The sequence below is a fragment of the Streptomyces sp. NPDC058291 genome (genome assembly GCF_042880855.1).
Lineage (GTDB): Bacteria > Actinomycetota > Actinomycetes > Streptomycetales > Streptomycetaceae > Streptomyces.
In genome coordinates, this window is the sequence record NZ_JBHVYK010000013.1 from 37,993 (window position 1) to 45,960 (window position 7,968).

5 protein-coding genes are annotated in these 7,968 nt (G+C 73.3%); 3 read left to right on the top strand and 2 right to left on the bottom strand.

Annotation, left to right across the window (positions count from 1 at the left end; genetic code table 11):
* Positions 1–40: 40 nt before the first annotated feature.
* A complete protein-coding gene (locus ACFVYK_RS09270; protein WP_389770567.1) occupies positions 41–3,769 on the top strand; it encodes an ABC transporter ATP-binding protein in 3,729 nt (1,242 codons plus the stop codon).
* A gap of 75 nt (positions 3,770–3,844) precedes the next feature.
* Here ACFVYK_RS09270 and ACFVYK_RS09275 read toward each other — a convergent pair whose 3' ends face one another.
* A complete protein-coding gene (locus ACFVYK_RS09275) occupies positions 3,845–4,018 on the bottom strand; it encodes a hypothetical protein (RefSeq protein WP_389770570.1) in 174 nt (57 codons plus the stop codon).
* Between ACFVYK_RS09275 and ACFVYK_RS09280 the strand changes: the two genes are divergently transcribed.
* Together ACFVYK_RS09280 and ACFVYK_RS09285 are read left to right on the top strand one after the other, a co-directional pair.
* Positions 4,017–4,376 carry a hypothetical protein gene (locus ACFVYK_RS09280; RefSeq protein ID WP_389770572.1) on the top strand — a complete coding sequence of 120 codons (360 nt, stop codon included), beginning with the start codon at positions 4,017–4,019 and terminating at the stop codon, positions 4,374–4,376. The two genes, ACFVYK_RS09275 and ACFVYK_RS09280, sit on opposite strands and share 2 nt — an antisense overlap.
* 96 nt (positions 4,377–4,472) lie before the next feature.
* Positions 4,473–5,885 carry a S28 family serine protease gene (locus ACFVYK_RS09285; RefSeq protein WP_389770574.1) on the top strand — a complete coding sequence of 471 codons (1,413 nt, stop codon included), beginning with the start codon at positions 4,473–4,475 and terminating at the stop codon, positions 5,883–5,885.
* Between the two features lie 54 nt (positions 5,886–5,939).
* Here the strand turns inward: ACFVYK_RS09285 and ACFVYK_RS09290 are convergent, their stop codons facing one another.
* Positions 5,940–7,724 carry a glycoside hydrolase family 3 protein gene (locus tag ACFVYK_RS09290; RefSeq protein WP_389770577.1) on the bottom strand — a complete coding sequence of 595 codons (1,785 nt, stop codon included), beginning with the start codon at positions 7,722–7,724 and terminating at the stop codon, positions 5,940–5,942.
* Positions 7,725–7,968: the final 244 nt, after the last annotated feature.

Genomic DNA, 7,968 nt, shown 5'->3' on the forward strand with positions numbered 1-7,968 from the left:
GGAGCCTTCCGGCAGAGCAGGACGACAGGAAGGCACCGGCGTGGCAGCGCAGCAGGGGGAGCAGCGACGGGGCTGGGCGCGCAGACTGGCCCGATACGCCTGGCGCCACCCGGCGGACGTGCTCCTCGCCCTCGGCTCGTCCCTCGCCGGCATGGCCGTCATGGCGCTGGTCCCGCTGGTCACCAAGGTGATCATCGACGACGTCGTCGGCGCCCACACCCGTGACATGGCGCCCTGGGCCGGCGCCCTGATCGGCGCCGCCGTGCTGGTCTACGTCCTCACCTACGTGCGCCGCTACTACGGCGGACGGCTGGCGCTCGACGTCCAGCACGACCTGCGCACCGAGATGTACGAGACGATCACCCGGCTCGACGGCCGCCGCCAGGACGAGTTGTCCACCGGCCAGGTGATCGGCCGCGCCACCAGCGACCTGCAGCTCATCCAGGGCCTGCTCTTCATGCTCCCGATGACCATCGGGAACCTGCTCCTCTTCCTGATCTCGCTGGTGATCATGGCGTGGCTGTCGCTGCCGCTGACCCTGGTCGCCCTGGCCGTCGCGCCGGCCCTCGCCTACATCGCCCGGCGCAGCCGCACCAAGCTGCACCCCGCCACCTGGTACGCCCAGGCCCAGGCGGCGGCGGTCGCGGGCGTGGTCGACGGCGCCGTCAGCGGCGTCCGCGTGGTGAAGGGCTTCGGGCAGGAGGACCAGGAGACGGGCAAGCTGCGCGAGGTGGGCCGCCGGCTGTTCGCCGGCCGGCTGCGCACCATCCGCCTGAACAGCGCCTACACCCCGGCGCTGCAGACCGTCCCCGCCCTCGGCCAGGTCGCCATGCTGGCGCTGGGGGGCTGGCTGGCCGTGCGCGGCCACATCACCCTGGGCACCTTCGTCGCCTTCTCCACCTATCTCGCGCAGCTCGTGGGCCCGGTCCGGATGCTCGCCGTGGTCCTCACGGTCGGCCAGCAGGCCCGCGCGGGCACCGAGCGCGTCCTGGAACTGATCGACACCGAGCCGTCGATGAGGGACGGCTCCAAGGAGCTGCCCGCCGACGCCCCCGCCGGCGTCGAGTTCGACGACGTCGCTTTCGGCTACGACCCCGAGCACCCCGTCCTGGACGGCCTCACCTTCGAGATCCGCGCCGGCGAGACCCTGGCGGTCGTCGGCTCGTCGGGGTCGGGGAAGTCCACGGTCTCGCTGCTGCTGCCCCGCTTCTACGACGTCACCCGGGGCGCGGTCCTGATCGGCGGCCACGACGTGCGCGAGCTCACCCTCGACTCGCTGCGGGCCGCGATCGGCCTGGTCCCCGAGGACTCGTTCCTCTTCTCCGACACCGTCCGCGCCAACATCGCCTACGGCCGTCCCGACGCCACCCGGGAGCAGATCGAGGCCGCCGCCCGCGCCGCCCAGGCCGACCGGTTCATCGCCGAGCTGCCCGACGGCTACGAAACGACGGTCGGCGAGCACGGCCTCACCCTGTCCGGCGGCCAGCGCCAGCGCGTCGCGCTCGCCCGCGCGATCCTCACCGACCCGCGCCTGCTGGTCCTGGACGACGCGACCTCCGCCGTCGACGCCGCCGTCGAGCACGAGATCCACGAGGCCCTCAAGCAGGTCATGCAGGGCCGCACGACCCTGCTGATCGCCCACCGCCGTTCCACCCTCAACCTCGCCGACCGCATCGCCGTCCTCGACGCCGGCCGGCTCGCCGACATCGGCACCCACGAGGAGCTGCAGGAACGCTCCGCGCTCTACCGTCGCCTGCTCACCGACCCCGACGAGCTCGGCGGCGTCTCGCCCGGCCGCACCCGGCCCGTGGCGCGCGGCGAGGACACCACCGTCCGCGACGAGCTGGACGCCGAGTTCGACGCCGAGCGCGGGGTGACCCCCCGGCTGTGGACCGGCGACCGCGAGCCGAAGGACACGGCCCTGTCCGGGACGCCGGCCACGCCCGAGCTCCTCGCCCAGGTCGAGGCGCTGCCGCCGGCCGTCGACACGCCGGACGTCGACGAGGGACGGGCCGTCCAGCCGGAGGACTCGTACGGTCTGCGCCGGCTGCTGGGCGGCTTCCGCACGCCCCTCCTGATCAGCCTCGCGCTGGTCGCCGTCGACGCGGGGACGAGCCTGCTGCTGCCGGTGATGATCCGGCACGGCATCGACCAGGGGGTGAACCGGATGGCGCTGGGCGCCGTCTGGGCCGCCTCCCTGTTCGCGCTGCTCGCCGTGCTGGTGCAGTGGGTCGCGCAGACCGGCGAGATCCGGATGACCGGCCGCACCGGCGAACGGGTCCTCTACAGCCTGCGGCTGAAGATCTTCGCCCAACTCCAGCGGCTCGGCCTCGACTACTACGAGCGGGAGCTGACCGGCCGGATCATGACGAGGATGACGACGGACGTCGACGCCCTCTCCACGTTCCTGCAGACCGGCCTGGTCACGGCCTTCGTCTCGGTCGTCACCTTCTTCGGCATCATGGTCGCCCTGCTGGTGATCGACGTGCAGTTGGCGCTGATCGTCTTCGCCACGCTCCCGCCGCTGGCCGTCGCCACCTACTTCTTCCGCAAGGCGAGCGTGAAGGCCTACGAACTCGCCCGCGAACGCGTGTCGACGGTCAACGCCGACCTTCAGGAGTCGGTGTCCGGGCTCAGGATCGTGCAGGCCTTCCGCCGCGAGCGGGACGGAGGGGCGCGGTTCGCGCAGCGCAGCGACAGCTACCGCCAGGCGCGCATCCGGGGCCAGTGGCTCATCTCGATCTACTTCCCGTTCGTGCAGCTGCTGTCGTCCGTCGCCGCCGCGGCGGTGCTGATCTCGGGCGCGGGCCGGGTCGACGCGGCGACCCTGACCACCGGCGCCCTGGTCGCGTACCTCCTCTACATCGACCTGTTCTTCGCCCCCGTCCAGCAGCTCTCCCAGGTCTTCGACGGCTACCAGCAGGCGACCGTCTCCCTGGGCCGCATCCAGGAGCTGCTGCGGGAGCCGACGTCCACCGGGTCCGCCGACGAACCGCTGGAGGTCCTCTCCCTGCGCGGCGAGATCGCCTTCGAGGGCGTGCACTTCGCCTACGGCTCCGCCGACGAACCCGAAGAGGCCCTGAGCGGCGTCGAGTTGCGCATCCCGGCAGGCCAGACCGTCGCCTTCGTCGGCGAGACCGGCGCGGGCAAGTCCACCGTCGTCAAGCTCGTGGCCCGCTTCTACGACCCCACCGCCGGCCGGGTCACGGTCGACGGCACGGACCTGCGCTCCCTCGACCTCACCTCCTACCGCCACCGGCTGGGCGTCGTCCCGCAGGAGGCGTACCTGTTCCCCGGCACCGTCCGCGACGCCATCGCCTACGGCCGGCCCGAGGCCACCGACGCCGAGGTCGAGGCGGCGGCCCGGGCGGTCGGCGCGCACGAGATGATCGCCACCCTGGACGGCGGCTACCTGCACGCCGTCGCCGAACGCGGCCGCAACCTCTCCGCCGGGCAGCGCCAGCTGATCGCGCTGGCCCGCGCCGAGCTCGTCGACCCCGACGTCCTGCTCCTCGACGAGGCGACGGCCGCCCTGGACCTGGCGACTGAGGCCCAGGTCAACCAGGCCACGGACCGGCTGGCGGGCCGTCGCACCACCCTGGTGGTCGCCCACCGCCTGACCACCGCCGCCCGGGCGGACCGCGTCGTGGTGATGGATCACGGCCGTGTCGTGGAGGACGGCACGCACGACGAACTGCTGGCGCTCGGCGGCCGTTACGCCCGCCTGTGGAGCACCTTCGTGGGCGAGGACGAGCCCGCGGTGGTCTGACCGGGGCGGGTCCGCCGAGCGGGTCCCCGGCGCGGCGGTCGCGCAACCATCGGACACCTGTCCTGCGTCCGTACATCAGTACGGCTGACGCGCACGGCTGTCGCGTGCGGCCGTCGCGTACCGCGAGACGTGGAGGGCGGGGGCGGAAACCGTGGACACAGGCGCTTCGAGGCAGACCAGCACGAAGGGCGCGAGGGACCCGAGGGGCACGAAGGGCGCGAGGGGGACGAGGGGCAGACGGCCGGCCATGGGGCTGATCCTGCTGATCGTGTCCTGCCTGCTCGCCGTCGCCTCGCCGGGCAGCGCCCAGGCCGCCTCCTCCGGCGGCTGCGCGGGCCGCAAGGTGCGCACCCTGCCCTTCTCCACCGGCTCCGTGCAGGTCTACCGGGACGGCGGCTACGTCTGCGCCGTCACCGTGCAGAAGCACCCGGGCGCCAAGCGCCTGATCTCGGTGAGCCTGCAGGCGCGCGGTCTGCGCGCCGTGCCGAAGTCGAGGCGGGACGCCCGCAGTTCCCCTCCGGCGCGGGTGTACGCGGGTCACCGCTACGTGCGCGTGACGGGAGCGGTGGCCGGCGGCTCGTACCGTTCCGCCTGGTTCCGGTGCTGACCGCGCCGGCCCAGGGTCAAGTCCCTCTGGTGTGACGGGTGTTGCTCCGATACCTTCCGGCGACGCACATCTGTCTCACAGGGAGGGTGCACGCGCATGCGCAAGGCGCTCAGATGGCTGCTCGCGCTCATGGTGCTCATAGGCACGCTGAGCACGGCGGGAGCGGCCACCGCCGCGGAACCGGAGGCCGTCGACATCAAGGACCGGCTCCTCGCCGTACCGGGCATGAGTCTGGTCGAGGAGAAGCCGTACCCCGGCTACCGCTACTTCGTCCTGAACTTCACCCAGCCGGTGGACCACCGGCACCCCGGGAAGGGCACGTTCCAGCAGCGGATCACGGTGCTGCACAAGGACGTCAGCCGCCCGACGGTCTTCTACACCGGCGGCTACAACGTCTCCACCACACCGGGCCGCCGTGAGCCCACCCAGATCGTGGACGGCAACCAGGTCTCCATGGAGTACCGCTTCTTCACGCCGTCCCGGCCCTCCCCGGCCGACTGGTCCAAGCTGGACATCTGGCAGGCGGCGAGCGACCAGCACCGCGTCTTCACCGCGCTGAAGAAGATCTACGGCAAGAACTGGATCTCCACCGGCGGCTCCAAGGGCGGCATGACGGCCACCTACTACGAGCGCTTCTACCCGCGGGACATGGACGGCGTGGTCGCCTACGTGGCCCCGAACGACGTCGTCAACGACGAGGACTCGGCCTACGACCGCTTCTTCGCCTCCGTCGGCACCCAGGAGTGCCGTGACCGGCTGAACGCCGTCCAGCGCGAGGCGCTGGTGCGCCGGGCGCCACTGGAGAAGAAGTACGCGGCGTACGCGGCGGACAACGGTTACACCTTCACCACCGTCGGCAGCCTGGACCGCGCCTACGAGGCGGTCGTCCTGGACTACGTCTGGGGCTTCTGGCAGTACAGCCTGCTGTCCGACTGCGCGTCGATCCCGGCGGACGCGGCCACGGCCACGGACGACGAGATCTGGAACTCGGTCGACACGATCTCCGGCTTCTCCGCCTACGCCGACCAGGGCCTGAGCACGTACACCCCGTACTACTACCAGGCGGGCACCCAACTCGGCGCGCCCACCATCCACTTCCCGTACATCGAGAAGAAGTACATCCGCTACGGCTACCAGCCGCCGCGCAATTTCGTCCCCCGCGACATCCCGATGACGTTCCAGCCGCGGGCGATGCACGACGTCGACTCGTGGGTGCGGCACAACGCCCACCACATGCTCTTCGTCTACGGCCAGAACGACCCGTGGGGCGCGGAACGGTTCCGGCTCGGCAAGGGCGCGAAGGACAGCTTCGTCTTCACCGCTCCCGGCCTGAACCACGGCGCCAACGTGGCCGGCCTGGTCGCCGACCAGAAGGCGCTGGCCACGGCCCGCATCCTGGACTGGGCGGGCGTCCCGGCGCCGGCGGTGGCCCAGGCCAGGCCGCTGGCGAAGTTCGACGCGAAGCTGGACGTGCGGGACATGGAGCGGGAGCCCGCGCTGCGCCCGTAGGCGAATCCTCGCGGCCGCCGAGGGCCGGGAAGGCGCTCGGCGGTCGGCGCCCGCCTAGTAGGTCAGGCCGTGCCCGATCGGGTACAGCACCTGCGCGGGGTCGTCCGCCCGCCGCACGGGCACCGGCAGCCTGCCGCGCGGCGGGACCGCGCCCGCGATCACCCGGGCGGCCGCCCGCAGTTCGACGTCCGTCCAGCAGTAAGTCGCCAGGCACGCCTGCGCGAACGGGAGGTGGGCCACGTCGTAGGGGTTGCGGACGGCCGCCGTCACCACCGGACGCCCGGCCGCGGCCAGCCGCCGCACCAGGGTGCTCTGCGCGCTGTCCGCCGTGACCTCGTACGTCGTGACCACCACGGCGTCGGCCCCCTCCGCGGCGGCCGCCGCCCGGGTGATCGTCTCGGGCGTGGGGTCCGTCCCCGTCGACAGGGCCGTCGCCGTGAAGCCCAGTGCGGTGAGGGCGGCGGCGAGGACCTCGGTGGGCGGCCCCGTCGTCGCGGTGGGGGAGGCCGGGTCGGCGCCCAGGACCAGGATCCTGGGATGGGTCCGGGGGGACAACGGGAGCAGCCGACCCTCGTTGACCAGCAGTGTCGTCGTGCGCTCGGCCAGCCGGTCGGCCGCCGCCAGATGCGCCGGCGCGCCGACCGTCCGGCCGACGTCGGCCACGCTCCCGTACGGAGCGTCGAACAGGCCCAGCCGCTCCTTCAGGCGCAGGACGCGCAGCACCGACTCGTCGAGCCGCTCCTCGGTGAGTTCGCCGCTCCGCACGGCGTTCAGGACGGCGTTCCAGGCCACGTCCAGCTTCGGCGGGTTGAGGAGCTGGTCGACGCCCGCCCTGAGCGCGAGCACGGGCACCCGGTCGTCGCCGTACCTGGTGCGCACGCCCGCCATGTCGAGCGCGTCGGTGATCACCACCCCGTCGAAGCCGAGCCGCTCGCGCAGCAGGCCGGTGACCACGGGCCGGGAGAGGGTGGCGGGGTCGCCGGAGGCGTCGAGGGAGGGCACCACGATGTGCGCGGTCATCAGGGAGTCGACGCCGGCCGCGATCGCCGCGCGGAAGGGCGGCGCGTCCAGCGCCTCCCACGCCTCGCGCGTATGGGTGATGACGGGGAAGCCGGTGTGGCTGTCGACGGCGGTGTCGCCGTGCCCGGGGAAGTGTTTGGCGGTCGCCGCGACCCCGGCCGCCTGGTACCCCTCGATCTCCGCCGCGACCAGCGCGGCCACCGCGTCCGGGGCCGCGCCGAAGGACCGCACGCCGATGACCGGGTTGGCGGGGTTCACGTTGACGTCGGCGACGGGGGAGTAGTCCTGCCGGATGCCCATGGCGCGCAGCTCGCGGCCCGCGAGCAGCCCGAGGGTGCGGGCGTCGGCCCGGTCGCCGCCCGCGCCGATCGCCATCGCGCCCGGGAACAGCGTGGCCGGTCTGCCCACCCGGCAGACGACGCCGTGCTCCTGGTCGGTGGAGATCAGCACCGGCAGACCGCGCGGCTGCCCGAGCGAGGCCCGCTGGAGCCCGTCGGAGAGCTCCGCGATCTGCCGCGGGTCGCGGGTGTTGTGCGCCCACGCGAAGTAGACGATCCCGCCGAGCCGGTAGCGCGCGAGCAGTTCGGCGGCCGTGCGCACGCCGAAGTCGGCGAGGTTGGCGGCGGCGTCGGCCGGGTCGGGCGCGGTCGCCGAGTGGCCGTGGACCCGCGAGACGAAGACCTGGCCGACCTTCTCCCGCAGGGTCATACGGGACAGCAGGGCTTCGGGCCGGCGGTCGTCCGCGCGGGCCGTGCCGCCCGCGGCGAGGGCGGCGGTGACGCCGGCGGTGACGGCGAGGACGGTGCGTCTGGAGGGCATGTGCGCTCCTTCGGTGGGGGGCCGGTGGCGCACGCTACCTGTGGCGGCGCCGCCGTCGGCGCATTGGACGGGGCGCGCCGGGGACGGCCCGACGGCCGGCCGCCGGGCGGCGGAGAGGGCGGGCCGCCGCCCGCCGCCCGCGACACCGGCACCTCACCGCGAGGGCTCCCGCCGGGAACCCACCCCCGCGCGATTCCGTCCCACCCGTCCCGTCGGCCTTGCCCTGACCGCCCTCTTCGCCGGT

Excerpts from the sequence above, each read along its gene's own strand:
- ACFVYK_RS09280 (WP_389770572.1), top strand. The coding sequence starts at position 4,017 with ATGGGGCTGATCCTGCTGATCGTGTCCTGCCTGCTCGCCGTCGCCTCG.
- ACFVYK_RS09275 (WP_389770570.1), bottom strand. The coding sequence starts at position 4,018 with ATGGCCGGCCGTCTGCCCCTCGTCCCCCTCGCGCCCTTCGTGCCCCTC.
- ACFVYK_RS09285 (WP_389770574.1), top strand. The coding sequence starts at position 4,473 with ATGCGCAAGGCGCTCAGATGGCTGCTCGCGCTCATGGTGCTCATAGGC.
- ACFVYK_RS09290 (WP_389770577.1), bottom strand. The coding sequence starts at position 7,724 with ATGCCCTCCAGACGCACCGTCCTCGCCGTCACCGCCGGCGTCACCGCC.